General features: G+C 66.2%; 1 protein-coding gene. It reads right to left on the bottom strand.

Going from position 1 to position 482, the window contains the following annotated elements:
• Nucleotides 1-482 (bottom strand): IS3 family transposase (locus tag J8G26_RS19170; RefSeq protein ID WP_210570850.1); only part of this gene is annotated, 482 nt, incomplete at both ends.

The raw sequence follows: 482 nt of genomic DNA, 5'->3' as shown, positions 1-482 counted from the left end.
GCTGCAATACTGGCTGCCCCGGTCGCTGTGGAATATCAGCCCAGGAGGCGGCCTGCGGCGCCACCACGCCATGGCCAGCGCGTCCTTGACCAGGCTGGCCTGCATGTGCGGCTGCAGGCTCCAGCCCACCACCTGACGGTTGAACAGGTCGATGACCGCAGCCAGGTACAGCCAGCCCTCGTCGGTTTGGATGTAGGTGATGTCGCCACTCCAGAGCTGGTTGGGCGCCTCGGGGTTGAAGCGCCGCTGTACCAAGTCGGGCGCCACCGGCAGGCTGTGGCGGCTATCGGTGGTCACCACGAACTTGCGTTTGGTCTTGGCCCTGATGCCGTGCTGCTGCATGAGCTTGCGCACCCGGTCTTTGCCCACTCGGATGCCCCGGGCCAGCAGTTCCTTGTGCATGCGTGGCCAGCCGTATTCCCCCTTCACCTCGGCGTGGATGGCGCGCATGTACGCCAGCAGGGCTTCGTCGCTGTGACGCC

This window comes from Acidovorax sp. JG5, assembly GCF_017939685.1.
Taxonomy (GTDB): Bacteria; Pseudomonadota; Gammaproteobacteria; order Burkholderiales; family Burkholderiaceae_C; genus Acidovorax.
The sequence above is the reverse complement of the archived record's forward strand: the minus strand, read 5'-3'. Positions and strand labels throughout refer to the sequence as shown.